19 protein-coding genes are annotated in these 21,677 nt (G+C 65.1%); 8 read left to right on the top strand and 11 right to left on the bottom strand.

All coding sequences use genetic code 11. The features are described from left to right. Positions 1-2: 2 nt before the first annotated feature. Genes PO883_RS02395 through PO883_RS02440 form a run of 10 tightly spaced genes read right to left on the bottom strand, consistent with a single transcriptional unit; the run spans position 3 to position 12,849 of the window. Entirely contained in the window at positions 3-1,907 is a 1,905-nt protein-coding gene (locus PO883_RS02395; RefSeq protein WP_289308342.1) for an XrtA/PEP-CTERM system amidotransferase, read from the bottom strand. Further along, positions 1,895-3,043 carry a TIGR03088 family PEP-CTERM/XrtA system glycosyltransferase gene (locus tag PO883_RS02400; protein ID WP_289308343.1) on the bottom strand — a complete coding sequence of 383 codons (1,149 nt, stop codon included), beginning with the start codon at positions 3,041-3,043 and terminating at the stop codon, positions 1,895-1,897. Before PO883_RS02400 ends, PO883_RS02395 begins: the two co-directional genes overlap by 13 nt. Further along, positions 3,043-4,575 carry an exosortase A gene (xrtA, locus tag PO883_RS02405; protein ID WP_289308344.1) on the bottom strand — a complete coding sequence of 511 codons (1,533 nt, stop codon included), beginning with the start codon at positions 4,573-4,575 and terminating at the stop codon, positions 3,043-3,045. The genes PO883_RS02400 and xrtA overlap by 1 nt, the downstream gene beginning before the upstream one ends. Before the next feature lie 11 nt (positions 4,576-4,586). After that, positions 4,587-5,795: a TIGR03087 family PEP-CTERM/XrtA system glycosyltransferase gene (locus PO883_RS02410; RefSeq protein WP_289308345.1), complete on the bottom strand. Its 1,209-nt coding sequence runs from the start codon at positions 5,793-5,795 to the stop codon at positions 4,587-4,589. Positions 5,796-5,797: 2 nt separating this feature from the next. After that, the gene (locus tag PO883_RS02415; protein ID WP_289308346.1) at positions 5,798-6,892 is read right to left on the bottom strand and encodes a FemAB family XrtA/PEP-CTERM system-associated protein; all 1,095 of its coding nucleotides are present in this window, start codon (positions 6,890-6,892) and stop codon (positions 5,798-5,800) included. Further along, on the bottom strand, positions 6,889-7,773 hold the full coding sequence (locus PO883_RS02420) for an XrtA system polysaccharide deacetylase (RefSeq protein ID WP_289308347.1): 885 nt from the start codon (positions 7,771-7,773) through the stop codon (positions 6,889-6,891). Before PO883_RS02420 ends, PO883_RS02415 begins: the two co-directional genes overlap by 4 nt. Further along, positions 7,770-8,798 (bottom strand): XrtA/PEP-CTERM system-associated ATPase, encoded by a 1,029-nt coding sequence (locus PO883_RS02425; RefSeq protein ID WP_289308348.1) that lies wholly within the window; start codon positions 8,796-8,798, stop codon positions 7,770-7,772. The genes PO883_RS02420 and PO883_RS02425 overlap by 4 nt, the downstream gene beginning before the upstream one ends. A 17-nt stretch (positions 8,799-8,815) precedes the next feature. Beyond that, on the bottom strand, positions 8,816-10,363 hold the full coding sequence (locus PO883_RS02430; RefSeq protein WP_289308349.1) for a TIGR03016 family PEP-CTERM system-associated outer membrane protein: 1,548 nt from the start codon (positions 10,361-10,363) through the stop codon (positions 8,816-8,818). Continuing rightward, entirely contained in the window at positions 10,356-11,285 is a 930-nt protein-coding gene (locus PO883_RS02435; protein WP_289308350.1) for an XrtA-associated tyrosine autokinase, read from the bottom strand. Before PO883_RS02435 ends, PO883_RS02430 begins: the two co-directional genes overlap by 8 nt. Positions 11,286-11,310: 25 nt before the next feature. After that, a complete protein-coding gene (locus tag PO883_RS02440; RefSeq protein WP_167084403.1) occupies positions 11,311-12,849 on the bottom strand; it encodes an XrtA system polysaccharide chain length determinant in 1,539 nt (512 codons plus the stop codon). Between the two features lie 456 nt (positions 12,850-13,305). On the opposite strand from PO883_RS02440, the gene PO883_RS02445 reads away from it, so the two are divergent. From PO883_RS02445 to PO883_RS02480, 8 genes are all read left to right on the top strand, one after another. After that, complete coding sequence (locus tag PO883_RS02445) at positions 13,306-14,094, top strand: serine protease (protein ID WP_289308351.1); 789 nt, start codon at positions 13,306-13,308, stop codon at positions 14,092-14,094. Positions 14,095-14,237: 143 nt separating this feature from the next. Continuing rightward, positions 14,238-14,846: an XrtA/PEP-CTERM system exopolysaccharide export protein gene (locus PO883_RS02450; protein ID WP_167084665.1), complete on the top strand. Its 609-nt coding sequence runs from the start codon at positions 14,238-14,240 to the stop codon at positions 14,844-14,846. 240 nt (positions 14,847-15,086) lie between these two features. After that, positions 15,087-15,743 carry a hypothetical protein gene (locus tag PO883_RS02455; protein WP_289308352.1) on the top strand — a complete coding sequence of 219 codons (657 nt, stop codon included), beginning with the start codon at positions 15,087-15,089 and terminating at the stop codon, positions 15,741-15,743. A 43-nt stretch (positions 15,744-15,786) separates the two neighbouring features. After that, positions 15,787-16,062: an HPr-rel-A system PqqD family peptide chaperone gene (locus PO883_RS02460; RefSeq protein ID WP_289308353.1), complete on the top strand. Its 276-nt coding sequence runs from the start codon at positions 15,787-15,789 to the stop codon at positions 16,060-16,062. Continuing rightward, positions 16,059-16,973, top strand: coding sequence for an HprK-related kinase A (locus tag PO883_RS02465; RefSeq protein ID WP_289308354.1), 915 nt, complete (start codon positions 16,059-16,061; stop codon positions 16,971-16,973). Before PO883_RS02460 ends, PO883_RS02465 begins: the two co-directional genes overlap by 4 nt. Then, complete coding sequence (locus PO883_RS02470; protein WP_289308355.1) at positions 16,973-18,085, top strand: nucleotidyltransferase family protein; 1,113 nt, start codon at positions 16,973-16,975, stop codon at positions 18,083-18,085. Before PO883_RS02465 ends, PO883_RS02470 begins: the two co-directional genes overlap by 1 nt. 156 nt (positions 18,086-18,241) lie before the next feature. After that, entirely contained in the window at positions 18,242-19,189 is a 948-nt protein-coding gene (locus tag PO883_RS02475) for an EDSAP-1 family PEP-CTERM protein (RefSeq protein ID WP_289308356.1), read from the top strand. A 121-nt stretch (positions 19,190-19,310) separates the two neighbouring features. After that, entirely contained in the window at positions 19,311-20,894 is a 1,584-nt protein-coding gene (locus PO883_RS02480) for an FAD-binding oxidoreductase (protein WP_167084415.1), read from the top strand. On the opposite strand, the gene PO883_RS02485 is transcribed toward PO883_RS02480, so the two are convergent. Then, positions 20,891-21,646 (bottom strand): N-acetyltransferase, encoded by a 756-nt coding sequence (locus PO883_RS02485; RefSeq protein ID WP_289308357.1) that lies wholly within the window; start codon positions 21,644-21,646, stop codon positions 20,891-20,893. The two genes, PO883_RS02480 and PO883_RS02485, sit on opposite strands and share 4 nt — an antisense overlap. Between the last annotated feature and the right edge of the window lie 31 nt (positions 21,647-21,677).

Genomic DNA, 21,677 nt, shown 5'->3' on the forward strand with positions numbered 1-21,677 from the left:
CGTCATGCCCCCGCTCCCAGCAGCTCTTTGCGCAAAAAGGCTTCGAACATCAGCAGGGTCCAGATCGGGGCGCTGTAATCGCGCCGGCCCGACTCGTGCTGCTCGACCATCTCGGTCAGGTAATCGATGTTGAAGATGCCGGTGTCCTTGAGCGTTTCGCCAAGCAGCGAATCGCGCACGCGCTGGCGCAGCGGGCCACGGAACCACCCGGCCAGCGGCACCGCGAAGCCCATCTTCTTGCGGTACAAAATATCTTCGGGCAGGTACTGCTCCAGGCTTTTCTTGAAAATGTACTTGCCCTCGCCGCCGTGTAGCTTCATGTCGGACGGCAGGCCCGAAATCCATTCCACCAGCTTGTGGTCCAGCAGCGGCACGCGCACTTCCAGCGCATGCGCCATGCTGGCGCGATCGACCTTGGTCAAAATGTCGCCCGGCAGGTAGGTCTTCATGTCGAGGTACTGGATCATCGACAGCGGATCGTCGGTCGGCGACCTGGCGGCGTGGCCCTGCATCACGTCGATTGCGCGGTAGCCCTGCAACTGCTTGTGGAAGCTGGGGGTGAACAACTGCGCGCGCATGGCGTCGGACATGATCGATACGCCATGGAAGTAGCCCTCGACCAGGTCGCGCGCGAGCGCTTCAAAGGTCGTCTTGGCGCGGAACATGCGCGGCGCCCAGTCGGCCTTGGGATAGTATTTTCCGAGCGGGCCGAAAACCAGCTTGCGCAGGCCGGTCGGCAGGCGCGAACGCACGCTGTCTTCCGCCATGGCGTAGCGGTAGCGGCGGTAACCAGCCAGGTTTTCGTCGCCGCCGTCGCCCGACAGCGCCACCGTCACGCGTTTCCTCGCCAGCTGGCACACGCGGTAGGTCGGGATGGCGGAGCTGTCGGCATACGGCTCGTCGTACAGGTCGGCCAGGGTGTCGAGCAGCGCGTAATCGTCGGTGTCGACGGTTTCGGTATGGTGGTGCGTCTTGTACTGGCGCGCCACCTGTTCGGCGTATTCCGACTCGTCGAAGGCCTTGTCGTTGAAGGCGATCGAACAGGTGTTGACCGGGTCCTTCATCAGGCCGGCCATCATGGCCACGATGGCGCTCGAATCGACGCCGCCCGACAAAAAGGCGCCCAGCGGCACTTCGGCCTTGAGGCGGATCTTGACCGCTTCGCGCAGGCGCACCACCAGTTCCCCTTCGGCGTCGCGCTGTGTCATGGCGCCATGCAGCTTGAACGGCACGTCCCAGAACTGGCGCGGCTGCGGTATCGGCTGGCCGATATTCACAGTCAGGCAAAAACCGGGCGAGAGCTTGAAGGCGCTGCTGTAGATGGTTTTCGGTTCCGGCACGTAGCCGTAGGCGAAGTAGTCTTCCACGGCGCGCGGGTCGATTGCGCGCGGCAGGCCGGGGTGGGCGCGCAGCGATTTGAGTTCGGAGCCGAAGATGAACATCCCGTCCGGCAGCACCGCGTAGTAAAACGGTTTGACGCCAAGGCGGTCGCGCGCCATGAACATGGTCTGCTTGACCCTGTCCCACACGGCGATGGCGAACATGCCGCGAAAGTGCTGCACGCACTCCTCGCCCCAGGCCGACCAGGCGTGCACGATGGTTTCGGTGTCGCTCTTGGTGCGGAACACGTAGCCGAGTTTTTGCAGTTCCTCGGTCAGCTCGGGATAGTTGTAGATTTCGCCGTTGAAGACCACCCCGACGTTGCCTTCGGCGTTGAACATCGGCTGCTGGCCGCTCAGGATATCGATCACCGACAGGCGGCGGTGGCCGAATCCCACGCCAGGCTCGGTGTACACGTCGCCTTCGTCCGGACCGCGGTGGTGCTGGGTTTCGTTCATGCGCTTGACCAGCGCCGGGTCGATCTCGCGCGCGCCGCGCGTATCAAAAATGCCGACTATTCCACACATGATTTCGCACTCTTCCTGAATAGTTTTTTATGTTCGCACAAGGTGTCGTACAAAGATTCGTAAGCGGCCACCATGGCCGCCATGTTGTAGTGGCGCTCGACCCGCGCGCGTCCGGCCGTGCCGTGCTCCAGCCGCAGTGCGGCGTCCATCACGTAGCGCTCCAGCGCAGCGGCCATCGCAAGCGGGTCCGACGGCGGCACCAGCGCGCCCGTCACGCCATCGGCGACGACTTCCGGCACCCCGCCGACGCGGGTGCCGACCACCGGCAGGCCGCTCGCCATCGCTTCCAGCGCCGAACCGGGCGTGCCTTCGGCAATCGAGGACAGCGCGAAGATGTCGAAACCACGCAAAATGTCGGCCACTTCAAGGCGCGCACCGGGCAGCCAGACCGCATGCGCCACGCCGGCCTGTTCGGCCTGGGCCTGCAAGGCCGCCAGCAGCGGGCCGCCGCCGACAATCGCCAGGCGCACCTGCGGCAGGCGCGCGTGCAGCAACACAAAGGCGCGCAGGAGCGTCGCATGGTCCTTCACATCCTGGATACGGCCGACGGTGCCGATGACAATCGTCTCCGGCCCGGACTGGCGCAGCGCTCCGCCTTGCGGATGGAATTTGTCGGCGTCGATGCCGTTGGCCAGCAAGCGGCTCTTGTTCCTGGCCACGCCGATCACGCTGCGGTTCCAGGCCAGCATGTCGGCCGAATTGGCGTAGCAGCAATCGTAAAACGGCAGCATCAGGCGGCGCAGCATGTTGTGCTTGCGGTTGCGTCCTTGCGGATCGCCCGCGTCGCGCCCGTGCAAACCGTTGATGCGCACCGGGACCCCGGCCAGCATGGCGGCCGGCGCGTATTCGAGCGCCGACAGGTTGTAAGTATGCAGGATGGCCGGGCACAGGCGGCGCAGCAGCTTCCACAGTGCGCCGTGGGTGCCGAGCGACAAACCGGGCTGCTTGTGCAGGGCGAACAGTTCCACGCCGGGCTTGGTGATCTTGTCGGCGAACGCCGTGTAATCGGTCAGGCACACCACCGCGTGGCGGTAGTGCGCGGCCGGCATGCGGTTGATGCGCTCGACGAGCAAGGTCTCCAGGCCGCCGAAATCGAGCCGGTAGATCAGGTGGACGACGAGGGGAATGTCGGTCATCAATGCCTCGTGTTGGCCGCCAGCGCGGCCTCGATGGCGGCCAGGTCGCCCTTGAGGAAGGCGCGCATCGCCACCCGCGCCGGTTCCGGATTTTCATCGTACGGCGCGAAAATCATCACGGCGGCGCCGTCGTCGCTGGCATGCAGCAGCTTCTGGCGGATTTGCAGCAGCTTGCCGGCGTAGTCGTTGCTGGTGGTGCTGCCGTCGATCCAGTACCAGTGCCACACCAGCATCTTGCCGCTCGGGCCGGACATGCTGCTCTCGCGCAGGCGCAGGCCGCGCGCACCGATCGCTTCGTCGCGCACGACGGTGGTGATGGTGCGCCACACAGGGTCCTTGACCGGCGACAGGCGGTTGGTGGTGGAAATGAGCTTGGTGCCTTCGGGCGGCTTGCGGTAGTACAGCAGCTTGAAGCCGACCGGCTGGCCATCCGGCGCGTGGAACTGCTGCAGTTCGGCGCTCGCGGTCGGGAAGGCCGGGGTCCAGTCGACAAAGGCGGGGCCGCGCGGCGCACTGGTAGCCACTTCGGTCAGCACCACGGGCGCCGGCGCCGGCTCGGTCTTTTCCAGGTAGTAGTTATAAGCGGGCCAGATGCCGACGCAGGCGATGACCGCCAGCGCGGCTGGCAGCAGCTTGTTCAACGGCGCCGGCGGTGCATCCGGCACGGCCGGCGCCGCGGCCGCATCGGCGGCGGGAGCGATATCTTCGCGCCAGATGGCGCCGATCCAGAACAGCAGGAACATCACGAAGCCGAAGAACACCCAGCCGTAAATCAGGTGATCGAAGCCGACCGCCAGGGTCATGCCGCTCAGGTGGCCGATCATCACGATCAGGTAGGCGCGCGCGCCGTTGGCGAAGATCGGCACGATGATCGAGGCGGCGATGAACAGCGCGCGGCGCCAGGTGGTGCGGTAGGTCAGGTAGGCGTACAGGCAGCCGAGCGTCACCGATGAAATCAGGTAGCGCACGCCGCTGCAGGCTTCCACCACCGACCAGTTGCCGGTCGGGATACTGAAGTTGTTCCCTTCGCGGAAAACCGGAATGCCGGTGGCGATCAGGGCGTCGACCGTGAAGTTGGCGGTCATGCCGATCAGCGGTTCGATGAACACATCGCCGAAGGGCACCGCGAACAACATGAACGCCAGCGGAAAGGCCAGGCTGCGCGCAATCGGCAAACCGAGGATCGCCAGCGCGCTCAAAGGCAGCATGGCGACAAAGGCGTAGTGGCGCACGATCTGCACTTCGCCCATTTCGCCGAGCAGCCAGGCGGCGCCGCAGCCAGCCAGCAGGACAAGCGCGGGCCACCACGGCCGCACCGGCATGGCGCGCAGCGCGTCGCGCCGGCCCCAGATCAGCCAGAGACTGATCGGCAGGATCACATAGCCGTGCGCAAAAGTGCCGGAGCTGTCCCAGATGCCGACGATCGAGGCCGCCGTCTCGAAGTAGGCGAGGAAGGGAAACAGCAGCACGGCGCCGATCAGGAGCAATTGCGGCAAATAGGACTGGGCCGGGCGCGCCGGGTTGAGGGTCATGCCTTGTTCCACTATGCGCTTTCGACGGACATCTGTTCTAACAGGGAGACAACCGGCGCCAGGTTGCTGGACCAGCCATACTGGGTTTCGACGGCGTGGCGCGCGGCGCGGCCCATCGCGGGGCGCGCCGCATCCAGGGCCTGGCCGATGGCAGCAACAAACTGCGGCGCGTCCGCGGCCAGCAGCAGGTCGCGTCCCGGCTCGGCGGCGATGCCTTCGAGCGCCTGCGGCGAGACCACCACCGTCTTGGCCATCGACATGGCCTCCAGCACCTTGTTCTGGATGCCGCGCGCGATCCGCAGCGGCGCCACGCACAGGGCCGCGTGCGCGACGTACGGGCGCACATCGGGCACGGTGCCGGTGACGGACACGCCGGGCAGCGCGGCCAGTTGCAGCACTTCCGGCGCGGGGCGGGCGCCGACGATGACGAATTGCGCCGCCGGATGGCGCGCCAGCACGGCCGGGAAAATCTCGCGCGCGAACCAGGTCACCGCGTCCACGTTCGGCCAGTAATCCATGGCGCCGCAAAACACCAGCGCCTGCTGGCCGGCGATGAAGGGATTCGGATAGTCGGCGTGCGGCGTGAAGTAGTCGGTATCGACGCCGTTATTGAAAAAACCGGTGCGCTCGGCGCTTTCGGGCGCGAGCTGGCGAAACAGCGCCGCTTCCGGCGCCGACACGAACAGCGCGGCCGCGCACTCGGAGGCCACCTTGCGCTCGTAGCGCAGCAGCTGGCGCGCTTCGTGCGCATACAGCATGCTCATGGGCCAGGATTTCTGCGCGGCGTACTGGCGCCACTTGTCCGAATCGACATCGCAAAAATCGACCACGCGGCGTGCCTGCGGATACGGCTCGGCATACTGCGCCATGGCCGAGGAAAACACCAGGATGCGTTCGACCTTGTTGGCCGCCATGGTGGCAGCGACCCACTCGCGCATGCCCTTGTCGCGGTAGTAGTCGAGCGAGAGCGAGCGGTTGGCCAGCAGCGCGCCCAGGCTGCGCGCGCGCGCCCGGGTCGGGTCCAGGCGCGCGAAGTGGCTTGATGCGCACAGGGCCTGCACGCGCGGCAGGTGCTGCCAGTCGTCGGGGTCGTCGACAAAGGTCCCCAGGTGCACCCGGTAGTGGCGCGCCAGGTGCTTGAGCAGATGATACGAACGGATCTTGTCGCCCTTGTTGGGCGGGTAGGGAATCCGGTGGATCAGCAGCAGCAGGTCGTCCACGCTCAGCCCAGGCTCTTGACGATGTGCGGGCCGAGGAGATTGGCCAGCGCCAGCGGCATCTTTTTCCACAGCTTGATGAACAGCTGGTACTTGGGATTGAGCGGGTTGTTGTCGGGCAGTTCGGTCGACTCGTACAGGCGGTATTCGTAGGCCAGCGGCGTCGGCGAAAAGCCCCAGTTCTTCTTGAAGTCGAAGGCGCCGGTACCGAGCTTGCTGCGGCCGAAGTCGAAGATGCGGGCGCCGCGCGCGCTAGCGGCCTGCATCAGGTTCCAGTACATGAAGTCATTGCCGGCGAATTCGCGCGCGGCCGGCATGCCGCCGCCGTAGTAAGGCAGCACTTCGTCGCGAAAGTAAAAGCTCAGCACCCCGGCCACGATCGCGCCATCCTTGACGATGATGCGGATTTCGCATTCTTCGCCAAAGACTTCCTTGATCACGGCGAAGTATTTTTTCGGGAACACCGGCGTGCCCAGGCGGTGCACGCTGGTGGCGTAGGCGATGAAGAAGCGGTCCACGCCCTGGTCGATTTCCGCGCTCAAGCCGCACTTGATCCCCTTGCGCACCATGGCGCGCTGCTTGCGCGGGATGGCGTTCATGTTCTCGTCGTCGTCGGCGCTAATCGCCTTGCGGAAGGTGACGTACAGTTCCTTCTGGTGCCAGGCCGGGTCGCCCGTGTGCGCCGGCAGCAGGTTGCGGTATTCCAGATGGCCGACCTTGAGCTGCGCGGCCAGCTTGTCGGCGGCGGCGTCGAGCAGCGGACGGGCGGCATCAAGTGTCGCGGCCACGCCACCGAGCACGCAGAACGGCAGCGATCCGAGCGAATGCCCGAACAGGCGGCTCTTGATCTCGGCCAGCGGCAGCACGCCGACGATCTGGCCATCCTGCTCCACGTAGTAGAACCAGGTCTTGTGGCCATACACGCGGCCGATGATGGTTTGCCAGCCGGCGCGGTGGAAGAAGGTCGCTTCCGGACAGGCGGCCACGAAGGCGTCCCAGCGCGCCATGTCGCGCGTGTCGCCGGCGCGCAGGAGGTGCACGGTGGCGGCGGTGCTGGCGGTGGCGGGGCGGTCCTGCACGGCGTCGGTGTTTGAACTCATTTAGTCCCTAAGAAAATACGGTCCATGCGGTCCCAGGCAAAATCGCGCGTGAGCTGCTTGATGCGCCCTTCCATGCGTTGCAGGTTGACGTAATGGCGGAAACGGGTTTTCAGGCTGGCCCCTTCAGGGCGCGGCTGGCCGGGATCGAGCTCCCATGGATGGAAGTAGAAGATCGCCGGCTGGCCGTCGTCGCTGTTCACGCGCCGCATCATCCAGCGCGACAGGCTGTAAGGCAGCAGGCGGAAGTAGCCGCCGCCGCCGGCCGGCAGCTTGCGTTGGCCCAGCATGGCGGTGGTGATCGGCACTTCCAGCAGGCCATCCGGTCCGTTCGGATAGAAGGCGAAACGCGGCGCGTCCGGCATGCCGTAGTGGTCGTGCTGGATCGGGTAGATGCTGGAGCTGTAGCGGTAGCCGGCGTCGTGCAGCACGTCGAGTGCCCACAGGTTGGCGCTGCCGATCGAAAAACTCGGCGCGCGGTAGCCCAGCACGGCCTGGCCGCCGATGTCTTCCAGCAGGGCCTTGCTGCGCCCGACGTCGTCGGCGAATTCGGCGCGGGTCTGGTCGGACGCGCGCAGGTGGCCGTAGCCGTGGCTGGCCAGTTCGTGGCCGCCGGCGACGATGCGGCGCACCATGTCGGGATAGCGTTCGGCGATCCAGCCCAGCGTGAAGAAGGTGGCGTGCACGCCGCCGTCGGCCAGGATCGCCAGGATGCGTTCGACGTTCGCTTCGACCCGGCATTCGCGCGCAGGCCAGGACTCGCGCGCGATGATGGGCGCAAAAGCCGACACCTGGAAGTAATCCTCGACATCGATCGTCATCGCATTGCGGATCGGTTGGCCGAGCGCGCGCGGCATGGCGGCGGGATGCAGGCGGTCGTTCATTCGTGATGGTCCGTGGTGTGGTGATCCGGCGCGGGGTGGGACAGCGCCGGCAATGTGCTGACGACTTTTTTAAGGATCGCCAGCACCGAGGCCATCGACTTTTCCATCTTGAGAATGCGCTCGTCGAGGTAGCCCGGGTTGTCCAGGGTGCCGATCGAGGCCACGCCGCGCAGGGCGGCGGCAGCCTGCTCGCGCACCGCTTCGGGCGGCAGTTCGTATTCCTGGCGGATGTCGCGCACCACTTCATTCACATCGGCTTCGGTAAAGGAGTGCATCTCTTCCAGGTAGCCCATCAGCAGCAGGCGGTCGCACAGGGCGTTGGTCTTCCTCGGAATGCCGCCGCTGTAGTCGAAGATGGCCGCGTGCGCGCCGGGGGAAAACGAGGGATCGTCCTTCCATCCGACCGTATGCAGGCGGTGCTCGACGTAGGCCTGGGTTTCCGGCCCATCCATGGGCCCCAGGTGATAGCTGGCCGTGATGCGCTGGCGCAGCTGCTGCATGCCGGCGCTGTGCAAGGTGGTGCGAAACTCCGGCTGGCCGAGCAGGAAGGTTTGCAGCAGCGACTTGTCGTCGGTCTGGAAGTTCGACAGCATGCGCAATTCCTCGACCGCGCGCGGGGTCAGGTTCTGCGCTTCGTCGACCACCAGCAAGGCGCGCTTGCCATCCTGGTCGCAGGCGCGCAGGAATTGTTCGAGACGCTCCAGCAGCGCGGTCTTGCTGGCGTTTTCGTACGGCAGGCCGAAGGCGGCGACCACGGTGCGCAGGGTGTCGTCCGCATCGAGATGGGTGTTGACGATGTGGGCGGCCACGATCTGCTCGGACGGCATTTGCTTGAACAGGTTGCGCACCAGGGTGGTCTTGCCGGCGCCGACTTCACCCGTGATGACAATGAAGCCTTCGCCATGCGACAGGCCGTACTCGAGGTAGGCCATGGCGCGCTTGTGGCCTTTGCTGGCAAAGAAAAAATGGGGGTCCGGCCGCAGCCGGAAGGGCTTGTCGCTCAGCCCATAATAAGTTTCATACATCGCTGACTCGATTTCCGCTAGAACTGCAAGGACAGAGAGGCCGTTAAGGCGTTCTCGCGGTACGACGCGACCTGGTCGGTCGTGGTACCGGACACGCGGCGCGCCTCGAAGGCGCCCCGCACTTTGGGCGAAAACTGGCGCGTCACGGCCAGTCGCAAGGCTGCATTCTTACTCGACAAACCGGTGGCATGCGATTGCGTGCGCGAGGTGGTCCACGAGGCGTTGATCCCGCTGCGCGAGGTCAGGCGCATGTTCCACAGCGCGCTGCCGCCGCGCTGGGTGGTGTCGTCGTTGATGCGCGCGCTGGCAGGGCCGGTGAGCAGGCTGTCGGTCTGGATCAGCGACAGGCCTTCGCGCCGGTTGTCAAAACCGCTCAGTATCAAGGTGGTGCGCGCCGTGTTGAGCGCGACCGAGGCCTGGAACTGCTTCTGCAAGATGTAGCGGTTGCTGAAGTAGTTGATGCTGTCGGCCAGCGCGGACGGCAGGCCGGTGGAGCGGATGTAGGCGTCGACCGCCTGCGCGCGCTTGGCCGGGTCGGGAATCTGCGCGGTGAACAGGCGGTCCAGCATCGAGGCGGTGTCGATGGTAGCCGGCAGCAGCAGCTGCGAGCGGGTGGTGGTCACCGAATCGCTGTAGTTGATGCTCCACACCGTGCGGCGGCTGCGGTGCAGCGCCCGCAGGTTGTAGGTATTGCCGTAGTAACGCTTGCCGCCGCCGGCCACGAGGCTGGTGCGCGAGGTCGGGGTCCATTCGATGCCGCCTTGCCAGAAGCGGCCCTTGGTCGGCTCGCCGCCCGACTGATAATCGTATTCGTCGTAGCCGGCGCTGGCGGTCAGGTTGAACTCCTGGCCCAGGCGGTAGCGCGCGTTCGCGCTCACCATCTTGACGTTCGACTTGGGCGCGATGCTGTCGTCCACGCGCTGGCCGCTGTACTGCACGCCCCAGCCGACGCGGCGGAAGGTGCGCCCGCTGTTCAGGTTCATGGTCAGCACCTCGCTGCTGCTGTCGCCAAAGCCGATGCGCCCGGCGTCGACCGAATCGTGGGTGTAGCGCACCGCCGCCGTGGCGCTGCTGCCGAAGCGGTGCAGCAGGTAGGGGCTGATGCGCCAGGTCTTGACGTTGGCGCGGTTGGCGCTCGCGTAGCCGTTGCTGTTGACCTGCGGGCCGAAGGCCGATACGGCTTGCTGGCCGATGGCGCCGTCGGCGTCGAGAAACAGCAGGTCGCCGATGACGGTGGCCTTGGCCGCCGCGCGCAGCTGCGACTGGGCGTGGCGCACGCCTTCCACGTCGTTGTCGTCGAACGCGTAGTAGTGCAGCTTGTAGTTGGCAAACAGGTTCAGGCGCGGGCCCTTGTTCAACAGGCTGAAGCCGGGCGTCAGTTCCGTCACGAAGCGGCTTTTGGCCTCGTCGGCGCGGGTGAGCGCCACGTTGTCGGTGTACGTCTCGCGCAGGTCGACCGTGGGCGTGAACTTCCACTCGGCGCGGCTCGATGGCGCGGCCAGCAGGGCCGCCAGCGCCGCGGGAACGACGACGGCGCGGCGGCGTCCGGACGCACGCTTAGCCATAGTGGTAGTCATACGTTTCGGTGCCGGGGAATTCGCGCGTCTTGTTGTAGATCAGGTTCACATTGCTGCAGCCCTCCAGCTGGCGCAGCGATTCCTTGACCGCGTGCTGGGTCGTGCCCTCGGCTTCGACCACCAGCGCGATCTGGCCCATGTGGCTGGCCAGCACGTGCGCTTCGCTGGTAAGCAGCAGCGGCGGCGAATCGAAAATGACGATACGGTCGGGGTAGCGGTTGGCGATTTCGTAGACGAAGGTGCTCATCGCCTGGCTGGCCAGCAGTTCGGTGGCGCGCGGGTTGTTGCTGCCGGCCGGCAGGATGCTCAGGGTGTTCACGTTGGTGCGCAACATGACGTCGGCCATGTCGAGCTTGTCGTCGAGCAGGATGTCCATCAGGCCGCGGTGGGCCGGCAGGCCAAGCGTGCGCAGTACCGAGGGACGGGCCACGTCGGCGTCGATCAGCAGTACCGTGTGGTCCAGTTCCATGGCGATGCTCATGGCCAGGTTGATCGAGCAAAAGGTCTTGCCTTCGCCCGGCAGGGAACTGGTGACCATGATCAGGTTGCCCGGCTTTTCGCCGGGCCCGCGCGCCGCGAACGCGCGCTTGAGCAAGGGCCGCTTGATGATGCGGAAGTCCTCGACCAGGGTGGTGCGCCCGCCGGCGGCCGTCACCAGGCCGATGGCGTGCATGCGTTCGAGGTCGAGTTCGACGTGGTTGCTGGTGCGGCGCGGCACGGCGGTAGGCACGGCGGTAGGCACAGCGGTAGGCACGGCGGTAGGCGCGTGCACCGGTGCGGCGGCAGGTGCCTCGGCGATGGCGGCGGCGACCGGGGCGGCCGGGTGCGCGGCTGCCGGCGCGGGCGGCGCGTCCTGCGGCTCGCCCTTCTTGTGTTCGATGCGGCTGGCCGCTTTTTCGATAATGCTCACGCTGTTCTCTCCAGTGAAGGCCGCATCAGAGCAGCGGTCGTACAAACAGGGCCGCCATCACGCCGCCGTAGGCCCCGAACAGGACGATCACCGCCGCGCCGAAGGCGTACAGGCGCTTGGTGCGCATGACCTTTTGTTCGTTGGTCCAGTTCATGCTGATGCTGCCCAGGATAGGAATGCCGGTGACGTCGCGCAGGGTGCCCTGGCTCATGAAGGTCGGGCGCAGTTGGCTCATCAGGAAGGCGACGCCGAGGCCGGCCAGCAGCGCGCCGGCGAACACGAACGAGAACAGGCGGTGGCGGTTCGGGCCCGATGGCGTCGACGGCACGGTCGGCGGGTCGATCACGCGGAAGGTCAGCATGTCGGTGGCCGAACTGAGGTCGCCCGAGAGCTTGGCCGCTTCGCGCCGGCCAACCAGCTTTTCGTAGTTTTCCTTGTTGATCAGGTAATCGCGGTTGAGCTGGGCCAGCTGGGCCTCGACTTCGGGCGCGTTGCTGCTCTGCGCGCGCAGGCGCGCCGCGCGCGATCCGTATTCGGCCACGCGGGCCTTGAGCGAGGCCACCCGCGCTTCTTCCACCGACAGGGCCACGTTCATTTGCTGCAGCATGGGGCTGTAGTTGGCGCCGGGGTCGTTGTTGCGCTTGTTGCGCTTGGCTTCGTCGAGCTTGCGCGCTTCCAGCTGGGCGATCAGGCGCCGTGCCGAGACGATGTCCGGATGGGCGTCGGTGTACTGCATGCGCAGGCTGTCCAGGTTCTTGTTGAGCGCGGCGATGCGGGCGTCGAGTTCGGGGTTGGCCACGGTTGATGCTTCGGGCGCGGTCAGCGGGGCCGGTTCCTCGCCGGCGATCTGGCGCTTGATGGCATTGCGCGCCTGCTCGGCTTCGGTCAGTTCCAGGCGCGCCTGGTTGAGCAAGTCTTCGATCTGGGTCATGTTGGCGGTAAAGTCGCCGCCGCCACCACGCGGCAGCATGCCCAGGTGCTTGATCTTGAATTCCTTGAGCGCGTTTTCGGCCTGGACCAGTTTTTCTTCGTAATTCTTGATCTGGTCGTCGATGAATTGCACGGCTTTTTCGGAATCCTGCTTCTTGCCGCCAAAACTGCCTTCGACGAAAATGGTCAGCAGCGATTGCACGATATCCTTGCCCAGTTTGGGATTGGAATTCTTGTACGAGATCGTGTAAATGTCGTCGCGCTCGGTGCCGCCGATGCTGATCTGCGCCATCAGGTCATCCACCAGCTTTTCGTTTTCCTTGGGAGTGGAGGCCTTGATGTCGAGGTCGACCATGCGCATGACGCGCTCGACGTTGGGACGGCTGATCAGGGTGCGCCGCATAAAGGCCACCTGCTGGTCGACGTTCGGCACGGTGGTCATGCCGGACAGCAATGGTTGCAGGATGCTCTGGGTGTCGACGTAGACGCGCGCCGAGGCTTGGTATTCGTTGGGGAGCCGGTACACCACCGCCCAGCCGACCAGGGCCACGATCCAGGAAATGACGACCGCATACCAGCGGTATTTCCAGATCGCTTTCAGGAAGTTCGTCAGTAGGGCCTGCAGTTCTGCCATCGCGTCAATCTCGCCAATAAAGGGCGTCCCGCAAGGGTGGCCCAGGCCGCCAGCTCCGCGGACGAACGCGGGGCGCCCGGTGCCGCAAAGCGCCAGCCAAAGTGTTGTCGGATGCACAAAAAGCAATTCATTGCGACAGCTCAGCAAGCGCGTCAATAAATTACCCCAAGGCATTGATTAATAATCATATGATACAGGAATCCGATGCTTGCTGATAGTAAATTCGCTAACGCTAGTATACGTTCAACAATTGTTTACGGCATTACTCGTGTATTCCATGACAAGTCGACTAATCCTGTTGCCCCTCGCAAAGAGTTTCGCACATTGATAGGCAAAAAACTAAAGAAAACGTGGCCGCGAAGCTGAAATTACAACAGTGGCGAAGCGGCCATCATTGACGGCTTTGCGTGAATGAAACTAGTTGTTGCCGCGACGCCAATCGGGTACTGTCGGCGCATGGCTACTTCCCTCCTTTTGCGCGCATCAAGCAGCGTCGCTGCCGCGGCCGTTTTATCCCTGGCGGCCAGCGGGCCGGCGCCTTGCGCCAGCTTCGGCCAGGTGATCCAGTCGGTCAAGCCTTCCGTGGTCGGGATCGGCACTTACCAGCCCACCCGCAGCCCGGCGATCGTGTTCGCGGCCACCGGTTTTGTCACCGGCGACGGCTTGAGCGTGGTCACCAATGCGCACGCCATTCCCGAGACGCTCGACAGCGAGCACAATGAAACGCTGGGCATCGTCATCGCCCGCGGCGACAAGGTCGATTTCCGTCCGGCCAAGCTGGCCGCGCTCGACCGCCTGCACGACCTGGCCCACTTGCGCCTGGCGGGCTCGCCCATGCCGGCCCTGCGCCTGGGCGATGGCGCCAACGTCGAGGAAGGCCAGGCGCTGGCGTTCACCGGTTTTCCGCTCGGCATGGTGCTCGGCTTGCATCCGGTCACCCACCGCGCCATGCTGTCGGCCATCACCCCGCTGGTGATGCCCTCGGTCAGTTCGCGCAAGCTCGATGCGCGCGCGATTGCGCAACTGGCGCGCGCGCCCGCCCCCATCTACCAGCTCGACGGCACGGCCTACCCCGGCAACAGCGGCAGCCCGGTCTACGATCCCGATACCGGCACGGTGCTGGCGGTGCTGAACATGGTATTCGTCAAGGGCTTGAAGGAAAACGCGATCACCAATCCGAGCGGGATCAGCTATGCGATCCCGGTCAGCCATGTGCGTGCCTTGTTACAACAAACAACACCGTGAAGAACAAAAATCGCGGCCACCCTTTCGCTTAAAAAACTTCATGCTAAAATAGAAACTGTTGTAATTAAAATTGCATTACAGTATTTCAATTCGGGCGCTGTCCGCATAAAGGAAACCAGGTGAACACCTTCAAATCGCATACGATGACATGGCTGGGCGGCAGCGCACTGGCGCTGTCCGCACTGTTGCTGGGCGGCTGCGCATCCCCGGTCTCGACCGTGGTACCCGATCCCCTGCCCGCCAGCACCCAGGAATACCTGATCGGCCCGGGCGATAGCGTCAATATCGTGGTGTGGCGCAATCCGGAAGTGTCGACCTCGGTGCCGGTGCGTCCGGACGGCAAGATCACCACCCCGCTGGTGGAAGACTTGCAGGCCAGCGGCAAGACCTCGACCACCCTGGCGCGCGATATCGAAAAAGCGCTGGAAAAATACATCCAGCAACCGGTGGTGACGGTGATCGTGACCAGTTTCGTCGGCAATTACAGCGAGCAGATCCGCGTGATCGGCCAGGCCGCCCGTCCACAAGCGCTGGCGTACCGGCGCGACATGTCGCTGATGGATGTGCTGATCGCGGTCGGCGGCGTCACCGAATTTGCTTCGGGCAACAAGGCCATCATCATCCGCAAGATCGATGGCAAGTCGGAAAAACTGGCGGTGCGCTTGAACGACCTGATCAAGCAGGGCGATATTTCGGCGAATATCTACATGCGTCCGGGCGACGTGCTGGTGATTCCGGAAAGCTTCTTCTAAAGGTCGACAAGGCGTGCAAGTCGTGGAATACTTGCGCAGAAGACAGTATGTCGGGTTTTTTTACAGGCTGGACCGCACGATGGCTGGACCGCTAACACACCCAGTCGTCAAGCCTTTGATCTACATCATATTTTTGTAGCGCTGCGCGGCGATGGTATGGAAATTGCATTGATTGCCCTGGCATCGTGCACGCCTGACGGGGCATCGCCTGACGATGCCGTTCAATTCGAGGAAACTGACGTGACTACCAATCAGCAACAGGACCGCCCCAGCGGCGAACCAGCCCAGCCGCAAGCGGGCTTGTCGGCAACGGGCAGCGCGCGACGCCGCTTCACGCGGACAAGCCTGGGCGTCTCCGGGGTCCTGATGACCCTGGCCAGCCAGCCCGGCATGGCCGCCACCACCTGCGCCTCGCCGTCCGGCTCGCTGTCGAACGGCTTGCAATCGAGCCACCGGCCTGACAATCCCCTGACCTGCGGCGGCAATTCGCCGGGCTTTTACGCCAACAACCCATCCGGCTGGCCGGCCAGCCCGACGGCGACGTCAAGCCGCACCTTCAAGGATATCTTCCCGGTCAACGCCAACCAGACCGCGCTGGGCAACCTGGCGCTGATGGATGTGTTCACCAGCAACGGCAACAAGAACGCGCTTGACGGCAAGGGGCCGTTCAAGAGCGAGGATATCGATCCGCACAATGTGGCCAGCCATGTGCTCGCCGCCTACCTGAACATCCTGACTGGACGCTCGACCGTGCTGACCGAAGCGCAGTTGCGCAACATCTGGCGCGAGTACCAGACCACCGGTGGTGGCAAGCTGGGCTATTACGCACCGACGGCGGGCGTCAAATGGTATGGCGACGATATCGTCGCTTACCTGAAAACCACCTTCCATCACTAGCCTGCACGGCGCCGGCGCCACGCGCGCCCGCCTTTCCGACCTCATGCCGCCCGCCCTGTCCTGGCACGTCCTTCCCGGCCAATCCCTGCGCTACCGCAGCTGGGACCAGGAAGCGGTCCTGTTTAACGACCTCAGCGGCGACACCCATCTGCTCGACGCCGATGCCCTGGCAGTGCTGCTGGCGGTGCGCGCCGGCGCGCACAGCGTGGCGGCGCTGCGCCTGGCCCTGGGCGCCGCGGACGAGGAGGATGCCGATGGCGCGCTGCAAGCCCTGCTCGACCAGCTGGCGGGCATCGCCCTGATCGCCGCGCATCCATGACGACTCTGAGCGCGCTCAGCCGCGCCGAACTGGGCCGCCGCTTGCGCGACGGCAGCATCGACCTGCAAACCGGCGCCTTCGTGACCCGCGTGCACAGTCCCTTCGCCAGCGTGGCCGATGGCTTGCACCTGCTGTACGGCGACTATCCCCTGCTGGAAAACAATGGCTTTGCCGACTTCCACGTCGACGTCGCGCCGCCGCCCTCGCTGCGGCGCTGGTACAAGCCGCTGGCGCGCTTCGTCTACGATGGCATGGTGCCCTTCCTGCCGCTGCCGGCCGCGCAAGCGTTTCCCATGTTCGAGTGGGGCATGAACTGGTGCGTGTCGAGCCGCGCCCACGGCTATCTGATCCTGCACGCGGCCGTGGTCGAAAAGCAGGGACGCGCCGCCATCCTGCCGGCCCCGCCCGGTTCCGGCAAGAGCACCCTGTGCGCGGCCCTGGTCAGCCGCGGCTGGCGCCTGCTGTCGGACGAACTGGCGCTGGTGCGGCCCGAGGATGGCTTGCTGGCGCCGCTGCCGCGCCCGATCAGCCTGAAAAACGGCTCGATCGAGGTGATGCGGCGCTACCAGCCGGACGCCGTCATCAGCCGCCCCGTACCCGACACCACCAAGGGCACGGTGGCGCACCTGAAGGCGCCGGCCGCCAGCATCGCGCGCGCCGCCGAACTGGCGCGCCCGGGCTGGATCGTGTTTCCAAAGTATTCAGCGGGCGCGGCCACGACCTTGCTGGAGGTGGCGCCGGCGCGCGCCTTCATGCGCGTGGCCGAAAACGGCTTTAACTACAGCGTGCTGGGCGCGCGCGGCTTTGCCACCCTGGGCGATCTGGTGGCGCGCACGCGCTGCATCGATTTCACTTACAGCGCGCTGGACGAGGCAGTGGCCGTGTTCGAGCAACTGGCGGGCACACCCTGATGGCGGCCGCGCGCCTCACCCCGATCGCCGTACCGCTGCTGCTGCAACTGTTGCGCGACCCCGCGCGCGGCGCGGCCCTGAGCCTGGCCGAATGGGACTTGCTGCTGCGCCAGGCCGCCAGCGCCCGCCTGGAAGCCAGCCTGCACGGCTTGCTCGACGAACACGGCGTGGCCGGCGCGATTCCGGCCCAGGCCCGCCGCCACCTCGACTGGGCCGGCGTGCATGCCGAACGCCACGCCAACGCGGTGCGCTTCGAAGTGGCGCAGATCGGCGCGGCGCTGGCCGGCAGCGGCGTGCCGCTGATCCTGCTCAAGGGCGGCGCCTACGCCATGGCGGGCTTGGCGGCGGCGCGCGGACGGCTGTTTTCCGACATCGACATCCTGGTGCCCAAGGACCGCCTGGCCCAGGTGGAGGCGGCGCTGATGCTGCACGGCTGGTCCACGGTGGCGCAAGACGCTTACGACCAGCGCTATTACCGTACCTGGATGCACGAATTGCCGCCGATGAAGCATGCGCGGCGCGCCAGCGTGATCGATGTGCACCACGCGATCTTGCCGGAAACGGCACGCGTGCGGCCCGATCCGGCCAGGCTGCGCGCCGCCGCCGTGGCCCTGCCCGCCGCAGCGCCAGCGGGCCAGGCGCCAGTGCAGGTGCTGGCCCCGGCCGACATGGTGCTGCACAGCGCCGTGCACCTGTTCTACGACGGCGAGTTCGACCACGGCCTGCGCGACCTGCTCGACCTGCACCGCCTGCTGGCGAGCCTGGGCGGCACGCCCGGTTTCTGGGATGCGCTGCCGGCGCGCGCCGCCGAACTGCAACTGGGCCGTCCCCTGTTCTATGCCCTGCGCTACTGCGCGCGCCTGCTGCACACGCCGCTGCCGGAACCAGTCCTGGCCGCCACGCGCGCGGCCGGGCCCGGCACGGCGCTGCTGGCCCTGATGGACAGCCTGTTCCTGCGCGCCCTGCTGCCCATGCACCCCAGCTGCGCCGACCGCTGGAGCGGCGCCGCGCGCTTTTTATTGTATATCCGGGGAAACTGGCTGCGCATGCCACCGCTATTATTAACAAGACATCTGTTTCACAAGGCTTTTATTTCTCCTCGTAAAGATTAATCCGCGTCCCGCCTGTCGGTTTTCCTTACACCCCCTCATGCAACAGCCATAAAAAACAGCTTAAGCCATTGATTTAAAACAAATAGCCTCTTCTGGCACGAGTCCTGCTTACATCAAGGCGCGTAGGATCAACAAACATAATCCGGGAGAACCAATATGAAATTGACAAAATACATCGCTGCCGCAGCCGTTTCCGCAGCGTTCGTCGTCGCCCCAGTGTCCGCAGCGACCATGGGCATGGCCGACCTGGCCATCACCGGCCTGATCATCCTGAACTCGAACAATGCGCCAGTGACCAACGGCATCGTGATCCAGAACGAAAACCGCACCGGCACCGCGAATTCGAACTTCAACAATGCGCAAGGCACCGGCGCCGGCCTGGGCAACATCTTCAGCACCACCATCGGTGGCACGGTCGATGTCCAGAACCGTTGCGCGGGTCCATCGTGCGGCGCGGGCATGCCAATCGGTAACTATCCAGGCGGCGTGGAAAACAACTTCACGGCGCACCTCCCGGCACCGAACGGTAACTACGCCCTGGGCGATATGTACATCGCCGGCACCGCGCTGGGCGTGACCGGCGCCAACGGCCTGACCCGTGCCGATTCGTCCGTGATGTCGCCAGGTAACGCCGGCAGCGCGAACGCCACCATCGCCAACTCGGCGACCGCAGTGACCACCTTCAGCGTCGGCACGACGCTGCAAGCGAAGTTCGCGCTCGGCTTCAACGCTTATGTGGCCGCGTTCGTCAATGCGATGGCTGGCGTGAACGGTTCCTCGCTGGGCACCATCAGCTGGACGCTGTCGCTGCAGGAAGTGATCGGCAATATCTCGACCACGATCATGAACTGGAGCCCGGCCGAGATCAACGACGGCGTGACCTCAAGCGACATTTCGCAAAATTCGATCAAGGAAAGCTCGGGCACGATCCTGTCGAACCTGGTGACCTTGACCGGCGGCCGTACCTACAAGCTGACCATCAACCAGGCATCGAACTCGATCGCTTCGGAAGTGCGTGCCGTGCCTGAACCAGGCAGCATGGTCTTGATCGGCCTGGGCCTGCTGGCCCTGGGCGCCGCTTCGCGCCGCAAGGCTGCCAAGTAAGACCGGTGCGCGCGCCGGGCTGGCCAGGGCCGGTGCGCGCAGTGTGTCGAGAACGACCCGATCGCGTCAAGCGCTCGGGTCGTTTGCTTTTGCGCGCCCGCTTTTAAGCGATAATAGAATCATGGCCTACACCCAGAGTGACCACCCGAGCAATAACATCACCGGCCGCGCGACCGATGTGCGCGGCCAGGTGCGTCCGCCAAGCGTGCGCGCCGTGATCAAGCTGGTGCGCGAGGCACGCAAGAACGGCACGCCCCTGTATCCCTTCTCGACCGGCCTTAATTTCGGCTACGGCGGCAAGTCGCCCACCATGGCCGGCAGCCTGCTGGTCGACTTGGGCGCCCTGAACGCGATCCGCATGACGATCGACAAGCGCAACGGCCGGGTCTTGCCGGTGGCCGTGATCGGTCCGGGCGTGACCCAGGGCGCGCTGTACGACTTCCTGGAAGAGCATCATCCCAACCTCACCTTCAACGTCACCGGTTCGGCGCGCGCCACCAGCATCATCGGCAATGCGCTCGACCGCGGGGTCGGCTATTTCGGGCCGCGCAAGGAAGACTTGTTCGGGCTGGCCGTGGTGTGCGGCAACGGCAAGCTGCTGCGCACGGGCTTCCGGCGCCTGAAACACTCGCCGCTGGGCACCAGCAATCCCTACGGGCTGGGGCCGATCCTCGACGGGCTCTTTTTCCAGAGCAATTTCGGCATCGTCGTCAGCGCCTGCTTCCGCCTCGTGCCCAAGCGCCCCAAGCAGGTGGCGCTGTCGCTGTCGCTGCGGCGCGAAGAGGATTTGCCGGCCTTTATCGACGAGCTGGCCAATTGCAAGCGCGAAGGCTTGATCGAGTCGGTCACCCACATCGCCAACCGCGCGCGCACCCACGCCACCCTGGCCTATGGGGTGACGCGCTACCTGGAGCAGGAATGCGGGTACACGCCCGAGCGCGCCTTCGGCGAAGCGGAAAGCGTGATGGACTTGATCGCGCCGGGCGAATGGGCCAGCCTGGGGGCGATCACCGGCACCCAGGCCCAGGTCAAGGCCAACCTGGCCGAGATCCGGAAACGCATGAAGGGCCTGGCGCGGGTACGCCCGATCACCCACCAGCTGCTCGACACCGCCTATGCGGTGGCGCACCGGCTGCGCTTCATTCCGGCCGCGCGCGCGAATGCCGCCGCGATCGCGGCCATCCGCCCCCTGCACACCTTGGCGCTGGGGGTGCCGACCGATGCGGCGATCGATAATTTGCTATGGAAATTCGGACGCACCGACCTGAACGCGTCCCAACTCGACCAATCGAATTGCGGTTTGCTGTTCATCAACCCGGCGCTGCCGCTGGACGGGGCTTTCGTGGCCAAGTTCATCGATGAAATGAAAAAGACGGCGGCGCGCCATTATCACGACACCCTGTACATCACCATCAATATCGAAACCCCGACCTCGCTGGTGGCGGTGATCAACCTGCTGTTCGACCGCAGCAACCTGGAAGGCGTCAAGCGCGCCCACTTCTGCGCCGACCGCATGCTCGACAAGATCCACGCGATGGGGCTGGAAGTGTACCGCGCGCGCGCCGACATGATGGCCGCCATCGTGCGCCGCGACCCGCACTACTGGGCCACCATCCACTCGCTCAAGACCCGGCTCGATCCGGACGGCATCATCGCGCCGGGCCGCTACGATGCCCAGCCGGCCGTGCCCAAGGCAGCGCCCTAGCCGATCTTGATCAGGCGCCCGGCGATGCCCTCTTCCTCGCGCGAAGAGAAAAAATACGGATACAGCGAACGTTCGGTGCCGGCATGGCTGCTGGTGCCGCCCAGGCGCGCAATCTGCTGCGCCATGTGCTCGACGCTGAGCCACATCAGGTAGGCCGGGGCGTCGACCCGGGTGTTGTGGCGCAGTTCGGCCTGGTCCACGAAACCGAGCATGGTCTGGTAAAAGCGCCGGTGGCGCGGATTGACTTCGATCAGCACGTCGGTGCGGCTGTGGAGGTAGCGCGCGTAGATGAACAGGGTATGGAACAGGGCCGCCAGCGCCGCCTTGGATTTGACCTGGGGGTCGAACGCCAGCTTGGTGATTTCGCACAGGCGCGCGCCGCGCGCGCGGAAAGCCTCGACATGGTCGTGGAAAATCTCGTCGGCCAGGATGCCGCGCTCGGAATCGAGCCCCAGCGTCACGGTGCCGATCAGGCACCCCTTGTCCGAGGCCGACAGGGTGATGCGGTTGGGGTCGCGTTCCATCCTGGACACGTTGTAGCCGCGCGTGGCATACATTTTACTGATCAGGAGGCTGGCCGAATTGCGCCCCTGGTCGGTATCGGCCAGGCGGATCCCGAAGGTGCGGTCGTTGTCGGTGAAACTGCCGATCAGGCGGCCGTGATCGTCTTCCTCGGCTCCCACCACGTACGACGACTCCAGATGGGCCTGCTGCTTGCCCATCGCTTCCACTGCATCATGCTCTGCATTCATGTGAAAACTCCCTGTGGCGTGGCGCCGCACC

Source organism: Massilia sp. DJPM01 (assembly GCF_030348125.1).
Lineage (GTDB): Bacteria > Pseudomonadota > Gammaproteobacteria > Burkholderiales > Burkholderiaceae_D > Telluria_A > Telluria_A frigida.

What these genes read in the sequence shown, in the direction of transcription:
- PO883_RS02470 (WP_289308355.1), top strand. Translation starts at nt 16,973, where the DNA reads ATGGCGGCCGCGCGCCTCACCCCGATCGCCGTACCGCTGCTGCTGCAA.
- xrtA (WP_289308344.1), bottom strand. Translation starts at nt 4,575, where the DNA reads ATGACCCTCAACCCGGCGCGCCCGGCCCAGTCCTATTTGCCGCAATTG.
- PO883_RS02430 (WP_289308349.1), bottom strand. Translation starts at nt 10,363, where the DNA reads ATGGCTAAGCGTGCGTCCGGACGCCGCCGCGCCGTCGTCGTTCCCGCG.
- PO883_RS02465 (WP_289308354.1), top strand. Translation starts at nt 16,059, where the DNA reads ATGACGACTCTGAGCGCGCTCAGCCGCGCCGAACTGGGCCGCCGCTTG.
- PO883_RS02485 (WP_289308357.1), bottom strand. Translation starts at nt 21,646, where the DNA reads ATGAATGCAGAGCATGATGCAGTGGAAGCGATGGGCAAGCAGCAGGCC.
- PO883_RS02460 (WP_289308353.1), top strand. Translation starts at nt 15,787, where the DNA reads ATGCCGCCCGCCCTGTCCTGGCACGTCCTTCCCGGCCAATCCCTGCGC.
- PO883_RS02440 (WP_167084403.1), bottom strand. Translation starts at nt 12,849, where the DNA reads ATGGCAGAACTGCAGGCCCTACTGACGAACTTCCTGAAAGCGATCTGG.
- PO883_RS02420 (WP_289308347.1), bottom strand. Translation starts at nt 7,773, where the DNA reads ATGAACGACCGCCTGCATCCCGCCGCCATGCCGCGCGCGCTCGGCCAA.
- PO883_RS02475 (WP_289308356.1), top strand. Translation starts at nt 18,242, where the DNA reads ATGAAATTGACAAAATACATCGCTGCCGCAGCCGTTTCCGCAGCGTTC.
- PO883_RS02395 (WP_289308342.1), bottom strand. Translation starts at nt 1,907, where the DNA reads ATGTGTGGAATAGTCGGCATTTTTGATACGCGCGGCGCGCGCGAGATC.
- PO883_RS02445 (WP_289308351.1), top strand. Translation starts at nt 13,306, where the DNA reads ATGGCTACTTCCCTCCTTTTGCGCGCATCAAGCAGCGTCGCTGCCGCG.
- PO883_RS02450 (WP_167084665.1), top strand. Translation starts at nt 14,238, where the DNA reads ATGACATGGCTGGGCGGCAGCGCACTGGCGCTGTCCGCACTGTTGCTG.
- PO883_RS02425 (WP_289308348.1), bottom strand. Translation starts at nt 8,798, where the DNA reads ATGTATGAAACTTATTATGGGCTGAGCGACAAGCCCTTCCGGCTGCGG.
- PO883_RS02480 (WP_167084415.1), top strand. Translation starts at nt 19,311, where the DNA reads ATGGCCTACACCCAGAGTGACCACCCGAGCAATAACATCACCGGCCGC.
- PO883_RS02415 (WP_289308346.1), bottom strand. Translation starts at nt 6,892, where the DNA reads ATGAGTTCAAACACCGACGCCGTGCAGGACCGCCCCGCCACCGCCAGC.
- PO883_RS02400 (WP_289308343.1), bottom strand. Translation starts at nt 3,043, where the DNA reads ATGACCGACATTCCCCTCGTCGTCCACCTGATCTACCGGCTCGATTTC.